Annotated in this window: 26 protein-coding genes and 1 riboswitch; of the genes, 16 read left to right on the forward strand and 10 right to left on the reverse strand. The window is 41.0% G+C overall.

The window, feature by feature from the left end; translation table 11 throughout:
• The first annotated feature begins 246 nt into the window (after positions 1–246).
• Positions 247–326, forward strand: a riboswitch (glycine riboswitch).
• 171 nt (positions 327–497) lie between these two features.
• The 7 genes from CUU64_RS16280 (at position 498) to CUU64_RS16315 (ending at position 8,779) form a co-directional block, all read left to right on the forward strand.
• A complete protein-coding gene (locus CUU64_RS16280; RefSeq protein ID WP_101634678.1) occupies positions 498–1,847 on the forward strand; it encodes an amino acid permease in 1,350 nt (449 codons plus the stop codon).
• 495 nt (positions 1,848–2,342) lie between these two features.
• The gene (locus CUU64_RS16285; RefSeq protein WP_101634679.1) at positions 2,343–2,786 is read left to right on the forward strand and encodes a hypothetical protein; all 444 of its coding nucleotides are present in this window, start codon (positions 2,343–2,345) and stop codon (positions 2,784–2,786) included.
• 998 nt (positions 2,787–3,784) lie between these two features.
• Entirely contained in the window at positions 3,785–4,414 is a 630-nt protein-coding gene (locus CUU64_RS16295) for a serine/threonine protein kinase (protein ID WP_101634681.1), read from the forward strand.
• Positions 4,415–4,444: 30 nt separating this feature from the next.
• Positions 4,445–4,891, forward strand: coding sequence for a DUF6376 family protein (locus tag CUU64_RS16300; RefSeq protein ID WP_101634682.1), 447 nt, complete (start codon positions 4,445–4,447; stop codon positions 4,889–4,891).
• Between the two features lie 747 nt (positions 4,892–5,638).
• Positions 5,639–6,784 (forward strand): acyl-CoA dehydrogenase family protein, encoded by a 1,146-nt coding sequence (locus tag CUU64_RS16305; protein ID WP_101634683.1) that lies wholly within the window; start codon positions 5,639–5,641, stop codon positions 6,782–6,784.
• Positions 6,785–6,883: 99 nt separating this feature from the next.
• Positions 6,884–8,443 (forward strand): fatty acid--CoA ligase, encoded by a 1,560-nt coding sequence (locus tag CUU64_RS16310; RefSeq protein ID WP_101634684.1) that lies wholly within the window; start codon positions 6,884–6,886, stop codon positions 8,441–8,443.
• 138 nt (positions 8,444–8,581) lie between these two features.
• Entirely contained in the window at positions 8,582–8,779 is a 198-nt protein-coding gene (locus CUU64_RS16315) for a hypothetical protein (protein ID WP_101634685.1), read from the forward strand.
• Positions 8,780–9,299: 520 nt separating this feature from the next.
• Here the strand turns inward: CUU64_RS16315 and CUU64_RS16320 are convergent.
• The 3 genes from CUU64_RS16320 to CUU64_RS16330 all read right to left on the reverse strand — a co-directional run bounded on the left by CUU64_RS16320 (position 9,300) and on the right by CUU64_RS16330 (position 10,733).
• A complete protein-coding gene (locus tag CUU64_RS16320; RefSeq protein WP_101634686.1) occupies positions 9,300–9,491 on the reverse strand; it encodes a YfhD family protein in 192 nt (63 codons plus the stop codon).
• Between the two features lie 97 nt (positions 9,492–9,588).
• Positions 9,589–9,723 (reverse strand): YfhE family protein, encoded by a 135-nt coding sequence (locus tag CUU64_RS16325; protein ID WP_101634687.1) that lies wholly within the window; start codon positions 9,721–9,723, stop codon positions 9,589–9,591.
• A 104-nt stretch (positions 9,724–9,827) separates the two neighbouring features.
• Positions 9,828–10,733, reverse strand: coding sequence for a TIGR01777 family oxidoreductase (locus CUU64_RS16330; RefSeq protein ID WP_101634688.1), 906 nt, complete (start codon positions 10,731–10,733; stop codon positions 9,828–9,830).
• Between the two features lie 90 nt (positions 10,734–10,823).
• Between CUU64_RS16330 and recX the strand changes: the two genes are divergently transcribed.
• The gene (recX, locus tag CUU64_RS16335; RefSeq protein WP_101634689.1) at positions 10,824–11,636 is read left to right on the forward strand and encodes a recombination regulator RecX; all 813 of its coding nucleotides are present in this window, start codon (positions 10,824–10,826) and stop codon (positions 11,634–11,636) included.
• Between the two features lie 309 nt (positions 11,637–11,945).
• Positions 11,946–12,266 carry a YfhH family protein gene (locus tag CUU64_RS16340; RefSeq protein ID WP_101634690.1) on the forward strand — a complete coding sequence of 107 codons (321 nt, stop codon included), beginning with the start codon at positions 11,946–11,948 and terminating at the stop codon, positions 12,264–12,266.
• Between the two features lie 185 nt (positions 12,267–12,451).
• On the opposite strand, the gene CUU64_RS16345 is transcribed toward CUU64_RS16340, so the two are convergent.
• A complete protein-coding gene (locus tag CUU64_RS16345) occupies positions 12,452–12,616 on the reverse strand; it encodes a small, acid-soluble spore protein K (protein ID WP_101634691.1) in 165 nt (54 codons plus the stop codon).
• 118 nt (positions 12,617–12,734) lie between these two features.
• Between CUU64_RS16345 and CUU64_RS16350 the strand changes: the two genes are divergently transcribed.
• Positions 12,735–13,001 (forward strand): YfhJ family protein, encoded by a 267-nt coding sequence (locus CUU64_RS16350; RefSeq protein ID WP_101634692.1) that lies wholly within the window; start codon positions 12,735–12,737, stop codon positions 12,999–13,001.
• Positions 13,002–13,088: 87 nt separating this feature from the next.
• On the opposite strand, the gene CUU64_RS16355 is transcribed toward CUU64_RS16350, so the two are convergent.
• Positions 13,089–14,069, reverse strand: a complete 981-nt coding sequence (locus CUU64_RS16355) for a metal-dependent hydrolase (protein ID WP_101634693.1) — start codon at positions 14,067–14,069, stop codon at positions 13,089–13,091.
• A 256-nt stretch (positions 14,070–14,325) separates the two neighbouring features.
• Here CUU64_RS16355 and mutY point away from each other — a divergent pair, with 256 nt between their 5' ends.
• Complete coding sequence (gene mutY, locus CUU64_RS16360; RefSeq protein ID WP_101634694.1) at positions 14,326–15,441, forward strand: A/G-specific adenine glycosylase; 1,116 nt, start codon at positions 14,326–14,328, stop codon at positions 15,439–15,441.
• 51 nt (positions 15,442–15,492) lie between these two features.
• Here the strand turns inward: mutY and CUU64_RS16365 are convergent, their stop codons facing one another.
• On the reverse strand, positions 15,493–15,717 hold the full coding sequence (locus CUU64_RS16365; RefSeq protein ID WP_101634695.1) for a hypothetical protein: 225 nt from the start codon (positions 15,715–15,717) through the stop codon (positions 15,493–15,495).
• 83 nt (positions 15,718–15,800) lie between these two features.
• Between CUU64_RS16365 and fabL the strand changes: the two genes are divergently transcribed.
• The 5 genes from fabL (at position 15,801) to CUU64_RS16390 (ending at position 20,468) form a co-directional block, all read left to right on the forward strand.
• Positions 15,801–16,550 carry an enoyl-[acyl-carrier-protein] reductase FabL gene (gene fabL, locus CUU64_RS16370; RefSeq protein WP_101634696.1) on the forward strand — a complete coding sequence of 250 codons (750 nt, stop codon included), beginning with the start codon at positions 15,801–15,803 and terminating at the stop codon, positions 16,548–16,550.
• Between the two features lie 65 nt (positions 16,551–16,615).
• On the forward strand, positions 16,616–17,176 hold the full coding sequence (locus CUU64_RS16375) for a gamma-type small acid-soluble spore protein (protein WP_101634697.1): 561 nt from the start codon (positions 16,616–16,618) through the stop codon (positions 17,174–17,176).
• A gap of 325 nt (positions 17,177–17,501) precedes the next feature.
• Positions 17,502–17,756: a YgaB family protein gene (locus tag CUU64_RS16380; protein ID WP_101634698.1), complete on the forward strand. Its 255-nt coding sequence runs from the start codon at positions 17,502–17,504 to the stop codon at positions 17,754–17,756.
• A gap of 254 nt (positions 17,757–18,010) precedes the next feature.
• Positions 18,011–18,538, forward strand: a complete 528-nt coding sequence (gene ntdP / locus CUU64_RS16385; RefSeq protein ID WP_101634700.1) for a nucleoside tri-diphosphate phosphatase — start codon at positions 18,011–18,013, stop codon at positions 18,536–18,538.
• A gap of 175 nt (positions 18,539–18,713) precedes the next feature.
• Complete coding sequence (locus CUU64_RS16390; protein ID WP_101634702.1) at positions 18,714–20,468, forward strand: ABC transporter ATP-binding protein; 1,755 nt, start codon at positions 18,714–18,716, stop codon at positions 20,466–20,468.
• Positions 20,469–20,578: 110 nt separating this feature from the next.
• Here the strand turns inward: CUU64_RS16390 and CUU64_RS16395 are convergent, their stop codons facing one another.
• From CUU64_RS16395 to CUU64_RS16410, 4 genes are read right to left on the reverse strand one after another with little or no spacing between them, the layout of a single operon-like run.
• Positions 20,579–21,013, reverse strand: a complete 435-nt coding sequence (locus CUU64_RS16395; protein ID WP_101634704.1) for a hypothetical protein — start codon at positions 21,011–21,013, stop codon at positions 20,579–20,581.
• A gap of 9 nt (positions 21,014–21,022) precedes the next feature.
• Positions 21,023–21,559 (reverse strand): NAD(P)H-dependent oxidoreductase, encoded by a 537-nt coding sequence (locus CUU64_RS16400; protein ID WP_101634705.1) that lies wholly within the window; start codon positions 21,557–21,559, stop codon positions 21,023–21,025.
• A 38-nt stretch (positions 21,560–21,597) separates the two neighbouring features.
• Positions 21,598–23,211, reverse strand: a complete 1,614-nt coding sequence (locus CUU64_RS16405; protein WP_101634706.1) for a DHA2 family efflux MFS transporter permease subunit — start codon at positions 23,209–23,211, stop codon at positions 21,598–21,600.
• A 39-nt stretch (positions 23,212–23,250) separates the two neighbouring features.
• The gene (locus CUU64_RS16410; protein WP_101634707.1) at positions 23,251–23,889 is read right to left on the reverse strand and encodes an HlyD family efflux transporter periplasmic adaptor subunit; all 639 of its coding nucleotides are present in this window, start codon (positions 23,887–23,889) and stop codon (positions 23,251–23,253) included.
• Positions 23,890–24,246 lie beyond the last annotated feature (357 nt).

A 24,246-nucleotide genomic window follows, 5' to 3' on the forward strand; every position in this document is an offset into this window, starting at 1 on the left:
ATAGAAAACTACTTGTTTAATTATTAATATAACAAATTTATTAATATAATATATTTGGATTTTTTCTCTGCTAGCTAGTTTTGTTTGTAATTAGGCAGCAGTGAATTTTACCAATATTCTTTCTGTTTTAATTTGCATTATATTATTGTATAATACCATGTAAGAATAAGATGCCGACGTCGAATTATTCAATGTATACAATTTAATACTAAACAAGCGATGAATGCTAGGGGTCAAACTTTAGCAGGAGCAGTTTCTGGAGAGATCGCAAATCTTTGCGACGCCGAAGGGTTCACAATCTCAGGCAAAAGGACAGAAGTATAATAAAATATTATTTATTATTCTATTGATTCACGAGGATAATACAGTGTATTTTTTATATTCTGAAGCCTAAGAGATTGGAGAGCTCCAATCTCTTTTTTTTTACCCAAAAAAGGAGTAGGTATAATTTTTTGGATAAATACTAGCTTTTACAATACAGCATGGGGGAATTTATCGTGGCACACCAAGAGTTAAAAAGGGATTTGAAAAATAGACACGTGCAATTAATAGCAATTGGCGGAACGATTGGCACAGGTTTATTTTTAGGTTCAGGTAAGGCGATACAATTAGCAGGTCCATCCATCCTGCTGGCTTATTTAATCGTGGGAATGGCAGTGTTTTTTGTCATGAGGGCATTAGGAGAACTACTTTTATCAAATTCGGGTTATCAATCATTTACGGACTTTGCTGCAGATTATATTGGGCCATGGGCGGGTTTTGTGACCGGATGGACGTATTGGTTTTGCTGGATAATGGTAGCTATGGCTGATATTATAGCTGTTGGCCTATACGTTCAATATTGGTTGGATATCCCGCAATGGATACCGGCTTTAATCTGTTTAATCATTTTACTTGGTTTAAATTTGCTTACAGTTAAGCTTTTTGGAGAGTTAGAGTTTTGGTTCGCCATAATTAAAGTGATCACGATTCTTGCTTTGATCGCTATCGGGATCATTTTGCTAGTCATTGGGTTCCAAACAGATACTGGAACTGTTTCTGTAAAAAACCTTTGGGAACATGGCGGTATATTTCCGAATGGGGTATCTGGTTTCTTGCTTGCCTTCCAAATGGTTGTGTTTGCATATGTCGGTGTCGAATTAGTTGGGGTTTCTGCAGCGGAAACAGCGAATCCACAAAAAAACATTCCATCTGCAATTAATAAAATTCCTATGAGAATTCTATTTTTCTATGTGGGGGCCCTTTTCATCATCTTAACCATCAATCCTTGGGACCAATTAAATGCATCCAGCAGCCCGTTTGTTCAGGTGTTCAGTTTGGTTGGTATTCCAGTTGCAGCAGGAATCATAAATTTTGTCGTCTTGACATCAGCAGCTTCAGCCTGCAATAGTGGGTTATTTTCAACGAGCAGGATTTTATATAACTTAAGCAGCATTAAACAGGGACCAGCCCGGCTAGCCAGATTAAATAAAAACCATGTGCCTAGTAACGCTTTGCTTACTTCAGCGGTTGTCGTTTCCATTGGAGCTCTTTTAAGTTATCTTCTTCCTGAACAAGCTTTTAGCATTGTGACGACCATTAGTGCAATTTGTTTCATATGGGTTTGGGGCATTATCTTAATATCCCATATTCGATATACCAAATTACGTCCGGATTTACACGAAAAATCAACGTTTAAAGCACCATTTACGCCATTTATAAATTATGTTGTATTAGCGCTATTTGCCTTTATTTTAATCATTATGTTATTTGCTGAAGCAACCCGTTTATCCGTGATGCTGACACCTTTATGGTTTGCGCTTTTGTTCCTGTTGTATTTTTTCAGAAGGAACAAGAAAAAAGCATAATTTCATTTCAAATCGGATTTAAAGTTCGACAACCTTTAAAAAAATTATCATTTTATTATTTCTTTAAACATTACCCTGATTAATTTGGATTTATGATCAGGTCTAGATTAAAGTGCATAAGTTAATGTGAGAAATGGGAAAATCCTGTTTCTCCTTTTTTTTTGAAGTGATTAGACTTAATAGAAACGTTGCTTGCTCAAACCCGGATATAAACTTTAGTGAATAGGTTATGGCCATGTGACATATTCTTCAAAAGCATAAACACAATTACCTTATTACATCGAGGAGGATATAAAATGGCTTAGTGAAAGCCTCATATAAGTTGAATTTCAATGATGTTTTTAGTACAGAATGTAATTACGTGATTGGCTCTTTTTTTGAGAACTTTTTGTAAGAATTTCATCCAGGCAGGATTCCTGCTCGTTTTATGAAGGATTTTACCCATGAAATGCATAATGAATTAGGAAGATGTTCATTCGTCTGGGGGAGAAGAAAGTGAGAGATGCCGGATTAAATGGGTGGGTTGTAATTCTTGTTATTATAGCCGGAGTGGTGGTGGGACTAAACATAGATTCCCCTCCGATGGGTTTTTCACCACAAAAAACAATGGATTCTTCAGAGGAATCAAGTACATTGGAACTTGATACAAACGCGAAGCGAGCACTTGATGAGCTGATGTATCAGTCATTTGGAGGAGGAGTCATTGATTATGAAGCCAGTTGGTATAATAGTGTAACGAAAAGCGGGGTATTGGAAGAAGATGGTGAAAGGATCGTCATTCTCCGTTCACGAGGGGACGGTTACGATATGGAGGCAGAAAAATATGCCCTTACGGTAAGGGAGCAGTTCTTAGATGACCCCGTAATAAATGGTTCCAAAGTGATTTTATTAAATAGCGCTGGATCTAAAATAATACTCGAACTCCGTCGCAAGCATTGATCATTTAATCGGAAAAAATTTTGTAGAGTTCCAATATCGTGCATTTGCGTCCCTCCGAATGTTTCACAACCAGGTTTCGAACCGGAACTCCGGACCCTTCGTGAATGTCTAGCATCCAGGTTTCAAAGAGACAATCTGGCAGTTCCGAGCGTTTCGGAAGGTCGATTCAAAGTAGGGTTTATCATACATAATATAGATGACCGGATGATTTTGGTCGCTGTAAGGAACGAATTCTTTCAGGAACTGAGTTGATTGTCTGTTTTATCTTTTCTTCCAATGATGATCATCCCAAATGGGAATAAATAAAAAAGGATCTCCAGCCTTGAAGATCCATTTACACATATCACCTATTCAGTCTAAAATTTTAAACCTTAGCAACTTTCCAGATCTTTTTGTTTTTCTTGGTGGAACCAGCTTTTGATATTTTAGATTCAAACTTTCCAAGGTATCCTCGATAAAGAACTGCAGGTCACAATCAGTAACAGGGATTTCTAGCTCTCCTTTTTTCCTTAATTCCGCTATTTTTTCCTCGTAATTCGTTTGCAGCATGATCCTTCACCTCATTTTTACTATATTGATAACTTCATATCTTATAAGTACGATATTACATAAAAAATTTCCTTGTATTTAAAGTCTTTTTTGTCGCACTGTGTAAAATATTTTTCCTCCCGTACAGGTATTCTTTTAGTGCACAAGCATATAATATATTGTGTCACATAATTAACAAGCCGCTTCGTTTGACGGCGACAGTTCTATACCATATAATCAAGTTATAATATGAATTTTTCATTTAAGGGGAGTAGCTGGATACAGCAAAGTCGTCAGTCCGGGATATCATATCCTCGGCTTTGTTGGCAACTCACGTTGTTAGCGAGACCTTGCCGTTTATTTGGCTAGGTCTTTTATTTGTTTAGAGACGTTATGGCCAGGGAAACGGTTATAACGTCTCTTTTTGTTTTATCTGAAAAAGGAATTCCTACTGAAAGGAGCTGAGAAATATGCCAGGATATAGCAGTCTTGCAGAAAGTGTACAGATAGGCATAGAGAAAAACAGGGCTATACTGTTGCAGTTTGATGAGTCTTTGGAGTTAATCGGAGAGGGCAGGAGCGCTTACGTTTTCAGAATTCGGTCAACCAATAAAGCCTTAAAAGTGTTTTTTCCGGACCATATTCATGTGGCACGGGAAGAAGCGGAAATCTATAAAATTCTCAAGGGCATTCCTTATTATCCAACCTTATATGATTCAGGGGAAAATTACTTAGTGATCGACTTTATAGAAGGAAAAACCTTGTTTGAATGTTTGGTTCACGGGATTCAAGTCAGCCAGGAACAAGTCAACGAAATTGACCATGCCTTGCACTTAGCACGAAAAGAAGGCCTTAATCCGTCAGATATACATTTGCGGAATATTCTCATTACCTCAGACCAAGAAATCAAAGTTATCGATGTGGCTAGGTTCAGGCAGACCAAACAATGCAGGCAATGGAAAGATCTTAAATCCGCTTTTTACAAAGCGTATGTAAAACCGTTTTTTCCTAAGAAAATACCTGCTTCTATCCTGAATTTTATTGCTGCTCTTTATAAGAAGAGCCTGATTTCAAATGTTGCTCTTGGAAATTCGAAGTAACAAAATACAATCAATTGGGGGTAAGTCTTGATGAAAAGGATCATCACCACGCTTGGATTGTTGTCAATGCTCCTATTAGGCGGATGCTCGTTACTCGAGGAGGCCAACAATTCATTGGATTATGCAGAGAAAGCAACTAATTATCTTGATAAGGCAAGCCAATTTGCTGAGGATGTGCCTCAGATGGCACAGGATGCCGTTACAAACCAGGAAGCCAGGAAATCTCTGGAGAACGAACTTATCTCCATGAAAGAAGAAATCAAAAACTTCAATGAAACGAAAGCCCCGACTATCGCTGAAGACATTCACAACCAAATAATCGAGTATAATGGAAAACTAAATAACGGAATCGATTCGTATTTGAAAAACATTGAAAACGGCAAGTGGGATCCCGCCATCCTGCAGGATTCCGAAATTATGAAGACAGTAAATGAACTCTCAAGCCTTATTGATAAGGTTGAAAACTTAGGATTATAACACGTGCACAGAATCACTTTCTTTTTAGGAGGTGATTTTTTTAAAATTAAGGAACTCTTGATTTCATATTGGAAATAGGAATCAGAAAAAAGTAGATATCCTTTTTCATATTAAGAATAAGCCCAAAAGTTTGCGGTGATGAGACCTTTAGGACTGAATGAGGGATCAACCCGATTACTTGGTACAACATAAGGCGATGTATAGTCATAACATGTATAACCGCCCTTACCTTCATTTTTCTTTATAAGGTAACCAAACCTTCTGTATTGGGATCAACGAAAAGACCTTCAAGAGCCTAGTAGTTTAAGAGTCCGATTTTACGCTTCTTCTTTGTGTTTCAATTTCATAAATTTTTAAATGGTTTTAATCTATGTATCTTTTATTTTCTTTGATATAATATTGTGTATTCAGAAAATTTAGATATTAAATTTTCGATAATAATGGAAAAAGTTGTAAATTGCGTTTCTATTGCCGTTATCACCGGTATTTCATCCTGGTTAGGGGTAGTCAGAAATTTGAAAGATAGAAAAGCTTTTACAACGGATATATATGAGCAAAAAAGGAAGCGCTTTCAAAAAAGGGGGTAGGTCAGTGTTAACTTGTTAAGGCTGATGTAACAAATAAACAATTGTATAAAACGCCTAAACCTCGACGATGCACAAATTCGGTTCAACTAAGACCGTTACAATTGTGCTGAAACGCAGCTGAAATGAATGGTATACAACCGAATGATGAGGAGAATCAATAATGAGACACTTATATTTAACTGAAGAACATGATATCTTTCGTAAATCATTGAGGAAGTTTCTCGATAAAGAAGCATATCCATATTATGATCAATGGGAAAAAGACAGGATGATTCCACGGTCCTTTTGGAGTAAACTTGGTGAGCAAAGATTTCTTTGTCCGGATATCGACGAACAATATGGCGGATCCGGTGTCGATTGGGGATTTGCTGTCGTCATTAATGAAGAATTGGAGCGTGTAGGATCAGGCCTGGTGGGTGTAGGCCTGCACAGTGATATTGTCGTTCCATATATCACAGCGTATGGAACAGAAGAGCAAAAACAGCGATGGCTTCCCAAGTGCGCGACCGGTGAAATCATTACAGCAATCGCAATGACGGAACCGGGTACAGGTTCAGACCTGGCCAATATAAAAACGACAGCAATTCTAGATGGGGATCACTATGTTTTAAACGGTCAAAAAACCTTCATTACAAACGGGATCCTGTCGGATTTAATCATTGTAGCCTGTAAAACAAATCCAAATGCGGTTCCAAAACATAAGGGAGTAAGCCTGATTGCGATCGAAAGGGATACACCTGGCTTTTCAAGGGGCCGGAAGCTGGATAAGGTAGGGTTGCATTGCCAAGATACAGCAGAATTAATTTTTGAAGATTGTCGTGTGCCAAAGGAAAACTTGATTGGGGCAGAAGGAAAAGGTTTTATATACCTTATGGAAAAGCTGCAGCAGGAGCGTTTAATAGTAGCGATTGCAGCCCAAGTAGCCGCAGAAGATATGTTTGAAATCACACTCGATTATGTAAAGTCGAGGGAAGCTTTTGGCAAACCGATTGGCAATTTCCAAAATACTCAATTTAAAATAGCCGAAATGGCCACAGAAATTGAGATGGGAAGAGCGTTCCTTGATCAACTCATTGCCAGTCATATTGCAGGGGAGGATATCGTGACCAAGGTATCGATGGCCAAATGGAAGCTGACTGAGATGGCAAGGGAAGTTGCGGCACAGTGCATGCAGCTGCACGGGGGATACGGCTATATGGAAGAATACAAAATTGCAAGGAGATACCGGGATATCCCTGTGGCAAGCATCTATGCGGGCACAAATGAAATTATGAAAACCATCATTGCAAAAAACCTCGGGCTATAAGAATCCAGGAAAACAGACGGAAGATTTCTGCGTTAAATCATAACCGTTTAAGGACTGCTTTGCTTCAATATAAATAAACGTTTTAGGAGGGAACTATACATGTCAACGACAATTGGCAGGATATTTGATTTGACGGTAAAAAATTTCCCCAACAAAGAAGCGCTTTATGACGAACGGAGAAATGCCCGCTATTCGTTCTACCAATGGAGTGAAAGGGTCCATTCCCTGGCAAATGCCTTATTGGCAGAAGGAGTGAAGAAAGGAGATCGGGTATCGACCTATTTATACAACAATGAAGAGCTTGCGACTGCGTTTTTTGCCTGTGCCAAAATAGGGGCTGTATTCAATCCGATTAACTTCCGTTTAATGGCTGAAGAACTTGCCTACATATTGAGCGACGCGAAGCCTAAGGTAGTCCTATTCGAAGAGGCGCTGAAGTCAATAGTCGCTGATATTGAAACGCATTTTCCTGAGATCGCTTTTTGGTTTATTGATAAAAACACCCCATCTTTTGCTGCAAATTACCACGAAAAAACAGCTGCCGCACCCCAATTGGAAATTAACGAAGATATCAAGGAGTCAGACCTTTATGCAATCATGTATACAAGCGGCACCACAGGCAGGCCTAAAGGAATTATGCATAAGCATCGGGATATGGTAGAACAAAGCATGCTGTTGGTAAATGGCTGTAAATGGAACAGCTTAGACGTAGGGTTAATCACGGCTCCGATGTTCCATTGTGCTGAATTGCATTGTACATTCCTGCCGCGGGTCCATGTAGGTGCAAAAAATGTAATTCTCCATCAATTTAATCCTAAAAAAGTACTTAAAGTAATCGAATCGGAGGAGATAACCAAATTTTTTGCTGCCCCAACAATGTGGAATATGCTCCTCCAGGAAAACCTGGAGGATTATAATGTTAACAGCCTTAAGCTAGGACTGTATGGAGCTGCCCCAATGGCACCTGCGCTTGTAAAAGCCTGTCAGGAAAAATTGGGCATTGCGCTTGTTCAGGCGTACGGTATGACGGAAATGGGCCCGGCAATTACCCTTCTGTCTGAGGAAGACCAAATCAAAAAAGCAGGGTCTGCCGGACAACCATGTCTTAACCATGAAATCGTGATCGCACGGCCTAGGGAAAACGGACCTTCTGACCCTGACGATCTCATGCCAACCGGACAGAACGGTGAAATCCTCGTCAAGGGCCCTTGTATGATGAGTGGTTATTACGGGAGGGAAGAAGCGAATGAAATGGCATTATACAAAGGCTGGTACCATACAGGGGATATTGGTTTCCTTGACGAAGAAGGTTACCTTTGGGTAAAGGATCGGGTAGATGACATGATTATTAGCGGCGGCGAAAACATATATCCGAGAGAAGTGGAAGATACACTCTACGAGCACAATGGTGTGTTGGATTGTGCTGTACTCGGACAACCGGATGACCATTGGGGAGAAACTGTTACAGCTTTCATTGTTGCAAAAGATCCCTCATTGACTGAAGGTGAACTTGAAGAATGGTGCAAAAACAGCAAGACCCTGGCAAACTACAAGCGCCCAAGAAGATATATCTTTGTAAGGGAGCTCCCAAGAAATGCAAGCGGCAAGATCCAAAAGTTCCTGTTGCGCAAGCAATTTGGGGATATGTATTCTATGTAGGTTTTTATATCTGTGCGCACGTATAGTTTCTAGTTTTCCATCCGATATAAATAGAGAAGGCTTGGCGTTGGGCCCTTTTGACATCATGTATAGATGAATGACAGCATTCGAAGTTTAAGCCAGGGGGCAATATATCATATGGAAAAACAATATCGGATTTCATGGTATACTTTTGTGGAAAACGAGGAACTTTTTGAAGGCAGAAGCCTGATTAAAGCAGAGAATGAGACAGATGCCGCTCAAAAACTAGTGATGGAAAAGGCGTATGAATATAAATTAAAACCGAATCTTATACGTATTTTTTCATTGCACGAGCTGATAACTAGTGAATCATAATTGGTGCAGCCTGGTACAGGGTATTTTAGGAACCTGTACAGAGGCTGCGTTTTTATATTTTATCCACAATCTCCAAGACCAATTTTGGAAGCTTTTCGTTAAGTTATACACAGTATCCACAGGGTTATCCAGAATTCGGGTTATTATTCTGTGGATAACTAAAGCAAGTTAAACTTCTGTTTTGAAAGGGTTTAGGAGCCTTATCCCCATTATTCACACCCTTGTGGATATCTTGAGCATTCTGGATAAAGAAAAAGTATGATCGTGATGCTATTTCGTGGAAAAATTATGAAATTTCTTGCTATTCCATTATGACACGAGTATGGTAAGAGTGTAAAAAATAGTGAAATTATTCACAATTAAAAACGGCCCGGTGTTTATTACTACGGTGTGGACAGATTTGCAGTCCCTTTTTTCAAAAAGAAATTTTGGCAATCGAAAAGGGATACACAGACCGCATCGTAAGGCAGCAGTTCATTAAAACACCGGAAGAACAGGGAGAATTCTCCCTGTTCCTATTTTATCTGTTTCTTTGTCTATTTCTTGCACGCTCGTCGGCAGCTCTAGAACGGGCTTGCGCTTCAATATCCTCATGATCGGCAAGCTCACTTGAATATTCAACATCCAGCCCGTCCCTTTTTAAATTCTTTGGCACTTGTGGAAGTCTTTGCTTGTTTTTATCACGATTATGGTGAATGCTATTCCTGCCCATAGTCAGCCGCCTCCCAGGAAAATTTGAATGACCAATTAACTCTGGCCATTACAGCTTTATTTTTAGCAATGGGAATTGGCAATATGTATGGGAATCATTAAGTCAGGCGGGTTCTGCTTCCTTTTTCTGTATAGCCGGCAGCACGATCCGCCATCTTGAATTCACGTGAGTACAAAACTTCCTGTGTGCTGGTAAGTGTGCTTTTTGTCTTATCTTTTTTCTTATTATCCATCTTGAATCACTCCTTTGTTTCTTTCTATTTCCTTTTTTCCCATTCTGTGCGAGTTCCAAACGGGTGGAAGGAAGAAAAAGGAACATTTACTGCCTAACTTTTGGTTATTGCAACAGATCTTGTAAAGCTGGTTTTAAGTTAGGATATGAAAAAGTAAAACCTTGGCTAATCAATTTTTCCGGCAGAACCTTTTGTCCTTCCAATATCAACATACTCATTTCTCCAAGAACCATTTTTAAAATAAATGATGGCACCGGAAACCAGTGTGGTCTTTGGAGAACCTGCGCAACGGTTTTACCAAAGCAGTCCATTTGTATAGGGGTTGGCGCAACAAAATTTACTGGACCATGTATTTCATTTTGATGGATGCAGAATAAAAGGGCCCTGACAACATCCTCAATATGGATCCAGGACATCCATTGTCTGCCGCTCCCTATTTTTCCGCCTGCAAAAAGCTTATATGGCATGGCAATTCGTGGTAGTGCCCCCTCTTTTTTACCCAGAATCACACCGAAACGAGCTAATACGAGCCTTGATGTAAAGGGCTTTAACATATTCGCTTCCTGCTCCCAGCGTGTCACCGTGCGTGCCAAAAAATCATTACCGATAGAAGCTGAATTCTCAGTGAATTCCATCGATTCAGAAGTCCCATAGAAACCGATTGCACTGGCATTAATAACAATTTCAGGCTTTTTATCGACAACGGAAAGAATGCGGCCCATTTCTTTTACAGATTGTACACGGCTTTCAATAATTCCTTGTTTTCTTTCATCGGTCCATCTTCCGCTGTTTAAGGATTCGCCTGCTAAATTAATAAAAACATCAATCCCCTCCAGTATTTCTTCCGGCTTTGTGCCATCGGCAAGCCAGTGTACGTATTGGAGCGAATTACTTGAACTTTTCCTATCAGGGTTTCGTGTCAGGATAAAAAGCTCATGATTTTGATTCATCAGTTCTTCTGTCAATTCAGTGCCAACAAAGCCGCTTCCACCTGAAATAGCAATTTTCATAGTCAGCCCTCCTCTATACAATAATTTCTGTTCTTTTTTGATAAATCCTTTTACCCGGATGTGATACAGTATTAACAGAGGTGATCCTTCATGCCGCAAATTACAAAAATAACGACCCAAAAACAGCGTAAAGACCGCTATAATATTTTCATCGATTACGGAAAAGGGGAGGAATATGCATTTAGTGTTGACGAAGAAGTCCTATTAAAATTTCAGCTGAAAAAAGGACAAGACATTGGTGATGTTGACCTCGATGATATCCGATATTTCGATGATATACAAAAAGCAGTTTCAATGGCACTAAATTTTTTATCGTATCGAATGAGATCCGAGTCGGAGGTTCGTGCTTATCTTAAGAAAAAACAAATAGATGAACCGATCATACAGGAAGCTATTCACAAGCTGTATCATTACAACTACTTGGATGATCTAGAATTTGCAAAAGCATTTGTAAGAACACAGATTAACGGTGGTCAAAAAGGGCCGGTCACCATTCGGATGGAGTTAAAGGAAAAAGGAATTGAGGACAAGAAAATTGAAGAGGCGCTTCGGCTGTATTCAATTGACCTTCAGGAAGAACATGCACGAATGATTGCCGAAAAATCGATGGGCAAAGAAAAACATATTTCAACACGTGCATTAAAACAAAAGATTGAACAAACATTGATGCGCAAAGGTTTTTCAACAGATGTCATCACGGAAGCCCTGTTAAACATGAACTTCGAGAGAGATAGTGAAGAAGAATGGGAATCTCTATGCCATCACGCTGCGAAAACCCGCCGCCGTCTACAAAAGTATACAGGCTATGAATATGAACATCGACTGAAGCAAGCCCTTTTCCGCAAAGGATTCCCGATTGATTTGATCGAACGCTATTTATCTGAACAAGAAGACTTTGCTTAAATAATTAAACGATAAATTTCTTCTTCATTTTTTGCTTTTTCAAAAAGTGGGAAAAAACAGGTTCAGGTCGAATGCACCCGTTACCGAGCATCCCTTTCTTTCAAGTTCAAATTTTAGGAACTATGGAAAGGAAATGTGAGAGGCGGTGTTGTTTTTGGGACGCCTGCAATTTCCGGACCCTTTCGAAAAATATCATGTTTTAAGCCCTGCGAACCCGTTGGCCGGAAACAGTTTGATTAGGATAACTGAACAAATTTAATTCCTCCAAAAGCGTTTGCTATAATAAGAACTGGAGAGGTGCTACTATAAATGAATGAAAAAAGATATAGCCAGATGACACAGCATGAACTAACCCAGGAAATTGCTGCCCTTAAGGAAAAGGCGCGCAAAGCGGAACAACTTGGCATGATTAACGAATTTGCCGTACTTGAACGCAAAGCCGTCATGGCACAGGCTTATTTAGTGAAGCCGGAAAACTTTAAACCGGGGGAAGTTTACCAGATTTCAGGAGATCCGGGGGCGTACTTTAAAGTGGAATATCTTAATGGAGTATTTGCTTGGGGCTTCCGCTTAAACGGAAATGGACAGGAAGAAGCACTTCCCATTTCCATGCTTGCGGAAGTGAAATAAAAATAAAAAAACAAATACTAATAAGGTCTAACTCTGCATTCTAACACGTTGGGCGTATGGGTCAGCATTGGAAGGCATTCTCCCGGTACGGTAACACATTTTTAGCGCCGGGGGAGATACCCCCAGCACAAAAATGCTCTAAAGCGTAGGGAAAAAGGATTCGCCACGTCGTATAACCAGCCTAGTTATCGGATTGTGTCGGAAACTCGTTGGTTAGATGCCTTCATTCGTTCTTGGGGGTGGGTGTTTATCGTGCCATCCGCGCGTTTAGAAGCGTATTCTGCTTTGGCACGCGGTTCTCCTTCCAATCTGTTGTTTAAATCAGGGAAATCCTTTGCTTTATTCCTCATGTGTTTCCCTCCTGCGAAGCTGAGTATAACGCGTTTCCGCGCGTTATTAGTATGGGTAAAAGGATAAGAAATATAATATGAGCAGCATCTTCAAAAAATGGCAGAGAGGTGATTGAAAATGAAGGAGCATCAGGAAATGCTGACAGATTTGCTTTTAGTAAAAAATCGTGAAATCAGCTTTGAGCAGGCCCGTACATGGATTGAGCTGTTGTGGGAAGATTTTGAAGCCACCTATGCGAAGGCTGGCCATGAGTATGCAGGCCCGGAAATGACAGCACGTATGGTCAGGAAATTGGTGGAAAACCATGGTGAACGGCTGCATGATTTCTTTACCAACAATCCAAAGTACCGTCATCTTTTAGAAAAAGAAGATAATCTTCATTAAAAAAGCTGGCCCCTCGCTTTCCCTCCATTACGGAAGGACTAGCAGGGCCAGCTGATTTTTTGATCATATAGCAAAACCATACTGACTTTAACTCGGTAATATGTTTAATTTTTTCCGAAGCTTTGCTTCACTAAAAATCCAGCCGGTATAAGAATTTGTAATATTTAAATCTCGGTCAAGATGGACTACCGCAACAAACGGGTAGTATGCGTTGCTCCTGTACCTAAGGTCTATGAACCGAACCTCGTGATAATTGTCCTTGCTTTCAATCTCCCAGCGATATACCGGAGAAAATGAAAGGAAAGCGGCAAGGTTTTTGTCATGCTTTGCCGCATTTAAAATTTCACTCTTAGGTAAAGGTATGCGTTCAAATTTATCCAAAATTGTCACATAGCCATTATTCGCCCTTGCTACATAAAAATGCTTGTCGGTGATGACAGCTACCTTCCAACTGTGATACCTCATTGTTGGTGACATTATAATTTTTTTTGCTTCAGGAATTTGGACTCTTACCGCGTTTTTTATAATTCGCTGTTCCCTGAACCGTGCAAGGTAGTAAATAAACAAAATCCCATACATGGATAGGAAAGTGTATCCGGGTGGGAAACCGAAGCCCCATAGAATGAGGCAGGCAATATGGATGCCAAAAATGAATGGGTCAAAAGTGTTGATGATCCCCAGGGCTACCCATTTAGACGAAATCGGGCGGATTGCCTGAGTACCGTAAGCATTGAAAATGTCCACGAATACATGCAGGAATACGGCTAAAAAGGTCCAAAGCCAAAGATGAAGAAAATTGCATTCCGGAAAGAAAAGGAAAATCACACCGGCAACCAATATCGGCCAAACTAAAACTGCGGGTATCGAATGGGTAAGTCCGCGGTGATTACGGATATAAACGGCATTGTTTCTTAATTTTAAAACTGTATCTACATCGGGAGCCTGGGAACCAAGAATTGTACCCACCATTACAGCTGACGCCGTAATAGGACTGCCTGCTATAACGGGATCTAAAGTGGCAAGTCCGCCGAGTGCGATTCCCATGACAAAGTGAGTACCAGTATCCAAAGAGCCTTACCTCCTCTGCACCATATTGCCAGGTGCAAAACCATAGATCATTTGTGTAATCATATCGTATTATTCAAGTTAAAAGCTGTCCAATTTAATTTTTTGAATGTTGTCTGACAGAGTATATTATGAGAAGGAAAAACGTAAGGTGTTCGATATTATCCTTATCGTGTCAGCAGCTTTTTATTAATGGAACAATAGGTTATTAGTATATTCCCTTCTCGGCAACGATTTTAACATCGCGGAGGCCACAAATGTGAAAAAATATGAAATCAAAAGCTTATCAAAAATAAATAAAGCCGAATTCACAAATGATTTAATATCTTGGTTTGAGAGGGAGCAGAGGGACTTGCCATGGAGGAAGAACAAGGACCCGTATAAAGTCTGGGTGTCCGAAATTATGCTACAGCAAACCAGGGTGGAAACGGTAATCCCATATTTCAACAGGTTTATTGAATGGTTCCCTACCATGGAGGAATTTGCAGAGGCAGATGAGGAGAAGATCCTGAAGGCATGGGAAGGATTGGGGTACTATTCCAGGGTGAGGAATTTGCATAGTGCAATAAAAGAAGTGCGGGAAAATTATAATGGAATCGTACCTGAAACCTCGGAGGAGATTTCTAAACTGAAGGGAGTAGGTCCTTATACAGCTGGAGCCATTTTGAGCATTGCCTATGGAAAGCCGGAACCAGCGGTGGATGGAAACGTGATGCGAGTCCTGTCCCGAATACTTCTAATCCAAGAAGATATTGCTAAGCCCAAAACCCGAAAGATTTTTGAAGAAGCTGTGAGAGAACTAATTGATCACAGTAACCCGTCTTTTTTCAACCAAGCACTCATGGAGCTGGGTGCTTTAATTTGCACCCCTGGAGTACCTGCTTGTTTACTATGTCCCGTGCGGGAACACTGTGTTGCTTTTAGGGAAGGGATGCAGGTAGCATTGCCTGTGAAAACGAAAACGAAAAAAAGCCGGGATGTTCAGCTGGCGGCTGTTATTTTAACGAATAGTAAGGGACAGTTCTTGATCCATAAACGTCCCGAAAATGGGCTGCTCGCAAATCTTTGGGAATTCCCTAACTTTGAAATTCACAATCAGCTTTCGCCAAAGCGTGAGATTTTTCAGCAGCAATTTTTTGACCAATATGGCGTTAAGCCAGAGATTGGAGACATGATTACGAAGATTGACCATGTTTTTTCTCACCTTGTCTGGAATGTTGATACTTTTGCAGGGACACTTGAGGAACCAATTGACCAGCTATTAATGGAAAAACATAATTTAAGATGGGTAAGCAAGAAGGAAATCGAGGATTATGCTTTTCCAGTCTCTCACCAAAAAATGTTTGCCGCGTATCGGTCTGGGGACGGGAAATAATATGTCAGGCTTCTAGGGGAAGAGAGTGCTCTCTCCCCATGAACCCGGCAATTAATCATAAGTTATCTCGGTTCCATGCGTGTAATCGGCTTCGTGCCTGCCAAGCCCCCCGCGCTTTTCTATTTCCTGTATGATTTCGCGGTGCTTTGTCTGTCCTTCCTGGTTTAAATAAGGTACCATTTGTTGCAGGGAGTGATGGAAAAAAGCTAGCTCGCTTTCTTTCCATTCTGACATTGGAAGCATTGATAATTCGGTCATATCCCGGCCCACATACATAATTAGCACACTCCTTTTTTATTTATTTTTCTAGAAATGTTGTTCTTTATGCATGTATTCCCACTATGAAAGGATGAGTAAACGTGACCCAGAAAGTAGCGTTAGTAACAGGTTCAAGTCGTGGCATTGGAAAACAGACAGCTATGCGTCTTGCAAAAGAAGGCTATGACCTCGTCATTAATTATGCCCGTAGCAAGTCAAAAGCGATGGAGGTTGCTGAAGAAATTGAAGCCATCGGAAGAAAGGTACTTGTTGTAAAGGCAAATGTAGGGGATGTAACGAAGATTAAGTCGATGTTTGAACAAATTGAAGAATTCTATGGGAGGCTGGATGTATTTATTAATAATGCAGCATCCGGAGTGCTGCGTCCAGCTATGGAACTACAGGAAACTCATTGGAACTGGACAATGGACATTAACAGTAAGGCATTTCTTTTTTGCGCCCAAGAAGCCGCAAAATTGATGGAAAAGAACGGAGGAGGGAAAATGGTTAGCATCAGTTCCCTTGGTTCGATCCGTGTGCTTGAAAATTACACCTCTGTCGGAGTTTCCAAGGCAGCGTTAGAGGCGTTGACCAGATATCTAGCGGTTGAATTATCGCCTAAGAATATCTGTGTCAATGCCGTATCCGGTGGAGCCATTGACACGGAGGCGCTGACTCATTTTCCAAACCGTGAAGAGATATTAGCAGATGCGGCAAAAGAAACACCAGCCGGCCGGATTGTGGAAATGGAAGATATGGTGAATGCAATCATGTTTTTAATCTCTGAACAATCAAGCATGATCCGGGGCCAGACAATCATTGTCGATGGCGGACGTTCCCTTACTCTATAACCTTTTATTAACTTAAATACCCTCCGCACCATTAGGTTACCTTAATAGTCTGGGGGTGTCTTACAATGGAAAATAACAATAACCAAACACTAGCAGGTACTAATATCCAGCGTGTAAGCCAGCAAAACCAACAAGCAACCACAGGAACGATCCAAGCGGGCCAGGGTGAATTCGGCACAGAGTTTGGAAGTCAGAGTCCAGCTGCAGAGCTAAGGCAGCAGAATCAACAAGTGTCCGCCGGCAGGAACCAAGCTGGCCCAGGTGAATTTAGCACAGAGTTCGCAAGCCAGAATCCAGCTGCACAACTAAGGCAGCAGAATCAACAAGCATCGGCCGGCAGAAGCCGGGCTGGGCAGAGTGAATTCGGCACAGAGTTCGGAAGCCAGAATATCGCTGCACAGCTAAGACAGCAAAACCAACAAGGTGGGGGTATGAGTCAAATCAACCAAAACCAATTTGGCACGGAGTTTGCTAGCCAGACGAATGCTCAGGAAGTAAGAAACCAAAACCAGCTAGCATCCGCAGGTAGCAACCAGCAAGCTGGTCAGGGTCGATTTGGCACAGAATTTGGCAGAGAAAATTCTGCTTCTCAGGTACGACAACAAAATCAACAAAATAATCGATGATTATGACGGGCACCCGATTGGGTGCCTTATTTATTTAATACAGCAGGTATTTTTATATTTATCAAGCATTTGAATGAATTATAGATGATAAGCAAGGAATTGTTTAAATTTACACACGACTTATATGAACAGTATATACAAATAATTCTTTATCTTTTAAGAAAAACAAAATTATTTTAAAACTTGTTAGGTGAATTTATTTCCCCTTCAACACATTCGACAAAACCTCCACCTCATCAACAATAAAAGTCAAAGGATAAATTGCCCTTAAAAAGAATACATAACTCAAGAGATGATGAAATAACAGAATCGTGAGGTGCAGAATATGAAGGAGTTCGATCGTTTAATTAATGAACAGTTGAAAACAATGGAGAAGCTTTTGTTTTTACAGTCTGAAATAGAGAGATGCCAGGAGATTGAACAGCAGTTGAGGGATTTGCAGGAGCAAACGGAATTGGATTCAATAAATGATGAAATAATAAGGATGAAGCAAGAGCTTTCCGGCATCCAGGATATGTTTGAGCAGCAAACGGAAGAAGTAATCCGCTTTTACCAGGAGAGCCATACGGCACTTACTTAGTAAATATTGATAATAAAGAGCTAACCAGACAGTGTAGCTTACCAGCCTGATATGTAGGCATCCTTCTTTTCGAGGGGGATATCTGCGAATTTCCGGGACGGAAGTAATTTTCACTGGCAGGTTAGCTCTCTTTTGTTTTAAATTTTCCTGTAAATCGCTATAATAAAGGAATATAAGTAAAAATTAACATTGGACAAGTTGTGAATGGCTCATCTATCTATGCAGTTGTACAGAGAAAGTAGGGGAAAAAAGACATGGGGATTCCCAATGAAGGAGGAAAAATCCAAATCCACAGCTATAAGCATGACGGGCATATCCACCGAGTCTGGGAAGAAACCACCGTATTAAAAGGGACACAGAATCTTGTTATAGCGGCAAATGATCGGACAATGGTAACGGAATCGGATGGAAGGACGTGGATAACCAGAGAGCCCGCTATCTGCTATTTCCATTCCAAATATTGGTTCAACGTCATTGGAATGTTGAGGGAGGATGGCGTTTATTATTATTGCAATCTCAGTTCACCATTCATCTATGATAATGAGGCGCTAAAGTATATTGATTATGACCTGGATATTAAGGTGTTTCCGGATATGACTTTTCATTTATTGGATGAGGATGAATATGAACGGCATCGCAGGGAAATGAACTACCCGGATGTGATTGACCAGATTTTGAAACGGAACGTGGACCATTTAATTTATTTGATCCGCCAGCGGAAGGGACCTTTTTCTGCAGAATTCATTGATTCTTGGTATGAGCGTTTTTTAACCTATCGATAATATGGAAAAGAACAGGCCTGTTGAGACTCGCAACAGGTTTTTATTTAGCAGCTGGCTTTAGTTTGTATAATTGAAAAATCCTTGGCTGATCTGCCATTCGCCTTTGGAAAAGGCGTGCCCATCTCAGGCCTGATAAGTGTAGAGCAGCATAAAATTGTTAAATCGGGGGAATTATGTGGACAGCGTAAAGAGATACCTGCAATTTGTAAAACCGTATAAATGGCAAATCATTGGAACAATTATTATTGGATTGATTAAATTTGCCATCCCTCTTTTAATTCCTATTTTAATAAAGTATGTGGTAGATGATATCGTAGGGAATAACAGCCTTTCAAACTCAATGAAAACAGATAAGCTATTTTGGATTATGGGGATTATGCTCGCGATTTTTGTAATACTCCGTCCGCCGATTGAATATTACCGGCAATATTTTGCCCAATGGACAGGAACAAGAATATTATATGATATTCGAAACCAGCTGTTTACCCATATTCAAAAGCTAAGCTTTAAATATTACTCAAATACTCGGGCTGGAGAGGTCATTTCCAGGGTGATCAATGATGTAGAACAAACAAAAAACTTTGTGATTACCGGTTTGATGAACCTCTGGCTTGATATTGCCACAATCATCATTGCAATTGCCATTATGTTTACAATGGATATTACCCTAACAATAGTATCACTGATTTTGCTTCCATTTTATGCGTTATCAGTAAAGCACTTCTTTGGGAAATTGAGGGGAATCACAAGGGTCCGTTCCCAAGCACTGGCTGATCTTCAGAGCCACCTGCACGAGCGTGTGCAGGGGATGCCTGTGATTAAGAGTTTCGCGAATGAAGATTATGAACAGGAGAAGTTTGATAAGCAAAATAAAAATTTTCTTGATAAGGCGCTCCAGCATACAAGCTGGAATGCAAAATCCTTTGCAGTAGTAAACACTATTACGGACATCTCTCCGTTGATTGTAATTGGCTATGCGGGGTACCAGGTCATTCATGAAAATCTTACATTAGGGACGATGGTAGCTTTTATTGGGTTTATCGATCGGTTATATAATCCGTTGCGCAGGCTGGTCAACTCGTCGACCACAATGACCCAGACCTTGGCTTCGATGGACCGGGTATTCGAGTTTATTGATGAGAAATATGATATAGATGATAAACCGGGTGCTAAGGAACTTATGGATGTGGAAGGTAACATCCGGTTTGAAAATGTTACGTTCGCGTATGACGAAAAGGAAAAAGCGGTATTGAAAAATATCTACCTGGACGTCATAAAGGGCGAGACCATTGCTCTTGTAGGGATGAGCGGAGGTGGAAAGTCTTCACTGATAAGCCTTTTGCCGCGTTTTTATGATGTGAATGAAGGTCGCATCATGCTAGATGGCACCGATATCCGTGATTACAAAGTACGGAGCCTGCGGGATAAAATCGGCATGGTCCTTCAGGACAACATTTTGTTTAGCGAATCGGTATTGTCAAATATTTTAATGGGGAATCCGGAAGCCTCGAAGGAAGAAGTAATCAAGGCTGCGAAAGCAGCGAACGCCCATGATTTTATTATGAATCTTCCAGAAGGCTATGATACAAAAGTCGGGGAAAGAGGTGTGAAGCTTTCAGGCGGGCAAAAACAGCGCGTGGCCATTGCTCGTGTGTTCCTGAAAAACCCTCCAATCCTTGTAATGGATGAAGCGACTTCAGCGCTTGACCTTGAGAGTGAACACCTGATTCAGGAAGCGCTTGATACATTGGCTAGGGACCGAACGACCTTTATAGTTGCCCATCGGTTATCAACCATAACCCATGCGGATCGGATCGTTTTGATTGAGCATGGGGCAATCGCCGAAATGGGAACACATGAAGAATTAATGAAAAAGCAAGGCCATTATTATGATTTGTTCATGGTCCAGCAGCTTGATTCCTTAACATGATGTCACTTAAAAATGGGGCTGACCAATGTTCTGCATTTTGATCTTAACGAACGTTCAGATCAAAATGTGGAAGTTTACGGTCGGCCCCGGTTGCTTGACAGCTACCACAATCATTTTTTTTCTTTCTGGCTGAAAGCTTTCAGCGAATCACGGAAAGCATTATCGTTCATTACTTCTTCTGATTTTATATTCCGAATAGGCTCTGCATCCTGGGCTACCTGGCTTTTCATGTTTTGCAAAGCCTGGCGATAATCGAAATCATTCATCTTATTATCATCACGAAGCCGGGTAACAGTTCTGGGTGAATCGGCATCTTGTGATTCAGCATGGACTTCCGGTTCCCCACTTTCAAGTTGGACGGCGGGTCTGGAGGGTTCATCACCAGCTTCTGTGCCATCATCCCGAGCAATGACTATCGATTCTGGAAGCTCAGTACGGTCCAGAGTGCCAGAATCCCGATTGCGGGGAGTGGATGCCCTTACATTCAGTGCTATCAGCCCCGCAGCAACGAGGAGAGCAATAATAAGAAATATAAGAATGGCCATAATTTATCATCACCCCTGACGGCCGTTAATGAATGAATTAGTCACATTGGCTACGCGTTCACCCAGTGCCCGGCCCAACTCAAGCCCGTTTTCCGAGATGATTTCCGGGCTGTCTGGAGGGCAGGTGATGCCAACTCCATAGTAAGAACCATACAAAGCATTTTCCGGTATACTTCCAGGAAGGCCCACCAATATCATTCCCTGGTGAAGCATAGGCGTTATCAAATTTAACATTGTTGCTTCAATTCCGCCGTGGACTGTTGCGGTTGTACAGAAAACCGCTCCTATTTTATTGATTAGCTTTCCTTTGGCCCATAAATGCCCAAGCCTGTCGATCCATGACTTTAATCCCGCGCTGATCGTTCCAAAGTGTCCAGGGCATCCCCAAAGAATGGCATCCATATCAGATAGTTTATAAATATCTGCCGTGCTAACATGGTCGATAAGAACCTCCGCGCCTTCTACCCTGCGAGCCCCTTCAGCAATCGATTCTGCCAACAGCTTGGTATGTTCACCCTCACTGTCATATACCACGTAAATATTCATTTATACATACCCCCAGTCGGTTGATGGTGATTGTCGATTTATTTCGTTTCGTTAATAGGGGAAGGCAGCAGCCGTATATCCTTATTTCTTTTTTCTTCTTCCCTTTTTTTATCTTTACGTACATCACGCAAAAACACGCTTAGTACAAGGCCTATAATGGTGAATCCGGTAGCCCAGAAAAAGGCATCATTTATGCCTAGCACATTTGCCTGCAACCGGATTTGTCCGGATAGCATCGCCATAGCGGTCTGTTGTGCTTGTTCTGCATTTTGATGAGCAGACTGGATAATGGACTGTACAAAGGATTGGAATGTTTGCACAAAGACCGGATCAGTGGCACTCATTTGATTTCCTAAAGTAGATACATGGAACGACGTTCTATTAGAATAGATCGTCGTTACCAAGCTTGTACCAATAGCACCAGAAACCTGGCGTATCGTATTTGTCATGGCAGTCCCATGGGCATTCAGGTTCTCAGGAAGCTGATTCATCCCTGCTGTCATAATGGGCATCATTAACAGGGACATGCCAAACGAACGGATCATATAAATGACTAATAGCGTTGAATACCCTGTTTCAGGAGTTAAGGTAGTGAATTCATACGTTGTCATGATCGTTATAATCATGCCAACTATTGCAAGCGGACGAGGGCCCAGCTTGTCAAATAACACACCAGAAACAGGGGACATGACTGCCATGATCAAGGCACCGGGAAGCATCAAGATGCCTGACTCAAGCGGCGTAAACCCGCGAAGGCTCTGCAGGTAAATCGGAAGCAGGAAGAGCCCGGTGAACATGGACACTGTAATAATGGCCGAAATCATATTGGATAAGCTGAACATATCATATTTAAATACTTTAAAATCCAGCAACGGACTTTCTGAACGTAGCTGTTGTACCACAAAAACAACAAGAGCAATAACGCCGATCAAAATTGTGGAAAGGACGATAAGGTCAGTCCAGCCTTCAGTTCCTGCTTCACTGACACCATACAATAGTGCTGCAACCCCCAACAGGGATAAAGAGGCACCTAAATAATCCAGTTTTACCGGTTTAGGCTCCAATACATTTTTTAATGTGAAAAATGCCAGAATTACGACAATTACACTTAAAGGAACCATACCGTAGAACATAACTCGCCAGCTATAATGTTCTATTACCCATCCTGCGAGCGTCGGGCCTATCGCAGGGGCAAACATCATAGCTAGACCAAAAATCCCCATTCCCCTACCCCTTATTTCGGGAGGAAAGATAAACATAATGATTGTCATGACCAGCGGCTGTAAAATCCCGCCTCCTGCAGCTTGGATTAAGCGGCCAATCAAAATGACAGAAAAATTCGGTGCGATTCCGCAGATAAATGTACCGATTGTAAAAAGTGTCATTGCCAATAGGAACAGTTTGCGAGTTCCATATCGTTGAATTAGAAATGCAGATAAAGGGATCAGCGCGCCATTAACGAGCATAAATCCGGTTGAAAGCCACTGAATCGTAGTGGCGCCTACGTTAAAATCTGTCATCATTCTAGGCATTGCCACACTTAAAACAGTCTGGTTCATAAAGACAATAAATAGACCAAGCATCAATATACTAAGGAGCGGAATATGCTGCCTTATTCCAGGGTCTTGTTGATCAACAGTTGGGGAAGCCATTAGACAAACTCCTTTCCTGAACTGCGTATAACATGTCCATTACTTAATGGAAATCCGCACATCAGCGTTCATTCCAGGAAGGACAGTATCGGATGGACTATTGATGGAAATTCTGACAGGAATGGTTTGTGTTACTTCCGTATAGTTTCCGCTAGCGTTTTGCTGCGGCATTAATGAAAAGACAGAATTTGTTGCATAACCAATTTTCTCAAGGGTGCCTTCATATACCGTATTTGGATCCCCTTGAATCGTAATGTCGACACTGTCTCCTTCTTCAATGTCTTCAATATTGTTTTCATCAATATTGGCTGTAATGTATATGTTGTTCATATCGATGGTTTGGGCCAGCACTTGTCCAGCCTGTACTAATTGGTTTTCGTTTACCTGTTCACGAACAACAGTACCTTCCGAAACAGCAGAAATATTTCTGGCTCCATCTCCGCCGGAAATTCTTCCAATTGTTGCATTTCTACTAACCTGATCTCCCTCCTGGATATTCCAGCCGGTTAGATGACCTGCTGTAGGTGCTACAATTGTAGCCATGTCTCCTGCAACCCGAGCATCATCAGTATTTACGTAATTCGTGTTCTGGTAATAATAGTAGCCCCCTCCTGCGATCAACCCAAAAATAATGATAATCCCGATAATATTCACAAGAATTAAACGTCCTCTACCCATATTGATCTCCTTTCCATTTGTCATGTGTTCCATAACTATTTATGATGTCTTTTGTTGATGATTGGTGCTGCTTCTATAGAGTGTTTGATGTTTAAGTGTAAATTATTACTCTTAATAAGAGTGGAGAGGTGGTGGGGGTGCAATCATATCTTATGTGAATTGAGTTAAACATAAATTTATTGCAATGAAACATGCGACTTTTCTAGTAATATTAATAAAGTTCAAGTAATTAAATTGCCAAGAATTCCATCCCTGTTTAGAGAGAGAGGAAGGGACCATGTTCTACAGACTGCAAAATAAATGCGCGCCCAAAAAATAAAGGCAGTTCCGATGCCGGAACTGCCTTTGCTATCTTCT

It is taken from the genome of Bacillus sp. V5-8f, assembly GCF_002863565.1.
Lineage (GTDB): Bacteria > Bacillota > Bacilli > Bacillales > DSM-1321 > Peribacillus.

Coding starts and splice junctions, on each gene's coding strand:
- CUU64_RS16295 (WP_101634681.1), top strand. CDS start 3,785: ATGCCAGGATATAGCAGTCTTGCAGAAAGTGTACAGATAGGCATAGAG.
- CUU64_RS16300 (WP_101634682.1), top strand. CDS start 4,445: ATGAAAAGGATCATCACCACGCTTGGATTGTTGTCAATGCTCCTATTA.
- CUU64_RS16305 (WP_101634683.1), top strand. CDS start 5,639: ATGAGACACTTATATTTAACTGAAGAACATGATATCTTTCGTAAATCA.
- CUU64_RS16310 (WP_101634684.1), top strand. CDS start 6,884: ATGTCAACGACAATTGGCAGGATATTTGATTTGACGGTAAAAAATTTC.
- CUU64_RS16315 (WP_101634685.1), top strand. CDS start 8,582: ATGGAAAAACAATATCGGATTTCATGGTATACTTTTGTGGAAAACGAG.
- CUU64_RS16320 (WP_101634686.1), bottom strand. CDS start 9,491: ATGGGCAGGAATAGCATTCACCATAATCGTGATAAAAACAAGCAAAGA.
- CUU64_RS16325 (WP_101634687.1), bottom strand. CDS start 9,723: ATGGATAATAAGAAAAAAGATAAGACAAAAAGCACACTTACCAGCACA.
- CUU64_RS16330 (WP_101634688.1), bottom strand. CDS start 10,733: ATGAAAATTGCTATTTCAGGTGGAAGCGGCTTTGTTGGCACTGAATTG.
- recX (WP_101634689.1), top strand. CDS start 10,824: ATGCCGCAAATTACAAAAATAACGACCCAAAAACAGCGTAAAGACCGC.
- CUU64_RS16340 (WP_101634690.1), top strand. CDS start 11,946: ATGAATGAAAAAAGATATAGCCAGATGACACAGCATGAACTAACCCAG.
- CUU64_RS16345 (WP_101634691.1), bottom strand. CDS start 12,616: ATGAGGAATAAAGCAAAGGATTTCCCTGATTTAAACAACAGATTGGAA.
- CUU64_RS16350 (WP_101634692.1), top strand. CDS start 12,735: ATGAAGGAGCATCAGGAAATGCTGACAGATTTGCTTTTAGTAAAAAAT.
- CUU64_RS16365 (WP_101634695.1), bottom strand. CDS start 15,717: ATGTATGTGGGCCGGGATATGACCGAATTATCAATGCTTCCAATGTCA.
- CUU64_RS16375 (WP_101634697.1), top strand. CDS start 16,616: ATGGAAAATAACAATAACCAAACACTAGCAGGTACTAATATCCAGCGT.
- CUU64_RS16380 (WP_101634698.1), top strand. CDS start 17,502: ATGAAGGAGTTCGATCGTTTAATTAATGAACAGTTGAAAACAATGGAG.
- ntdP (WP_101634700.1), top strand. CDS start 18,011: ATGGGGATTCCCAATGAAGGAGGAAAAATCCAAATCCACAGCTATAAG.
- CUU64_RS16395 (WP_101634704.1), bottom strand. CDS start 21,013: ATGGCCATTCTTATATTTCTTATTATTGCTCTCCTCGTTGCTGCGGGG.
- CUU64_RS16400 (WP_101634705.1), bottom strand. CDS start 21,559: ATGAATATTTACGTGGTATATGACAGTGAGGGTGAACATACCAAGCTG.
- CUU64_RS16405 (WP_101634706.1), bottom strand. CDS start 23,211: ATGGCTTCCCCAACTGTTGATCAACAAGACCCTGGAATAAGGCAGCAT.
- CUU64_RS16410 (WP_101634707.1), bottom strand. CDS start 23,889: ATGGGTAGAGGACGTTTAATTCTTGTGAATATTATCGGGATTATCATT.